1 pseudogene is annotated in these 409 nt (G+C 39.6%); it reads right to left on the reverse strand.

Annotation, left to right across the window (positions count from 1 at the left end):
• A pseudogene (locus J1785_RS00185) lies at positions 1-409 on the reverse strand (DEAD/DEAH box helicase); the annotation flags it as partial.

Below are 409 nucleotides of genomic sequence, written 5' to 3' on the forward strand. Positions count from 1 at the left end.
TTATTGATGCATGCGCTATAGTAAACTCCAGGAGCAGTATTACCCCCCCATGCATGCATTATTTTTATTGAATTCTCGAAGTCGGGATCAACATCATCGAATTGACGATAGAAACGAGTAATTAACCTTTTTACATGCTGATAAAGTGCCTTAGTACTAAAGGTATATAAAATAGTTTTATCGGGATTTCTAAGATGAGTTATTGCCACCTTCATTGCAAGAACGACTGTTTTGCCGGAGCCTGCGAGTCCTCTAATTCTCTCTATGCCATCCACGGCATTAACACAGCTACTAAGCTGCTCACTATCAAAGCGTGAAATTGACGACTCTAATTGGCTAACAATAGCTACTTTAGAGTTTGCAGCAAAACCTTCGATATCGCGATTTTTCTGGCGTATTAGTCCTTTTC

Origin of the sequence: Rahnella perminowiae, assembly GCF_019049755.1 — a bacterium.
Lineage (GTDB): Bacteria > Pseudomonadota > Gammaproteobacteria > Enterobacterales > Enterobacteriaceae > Rahnella > Rahnella perminowiae.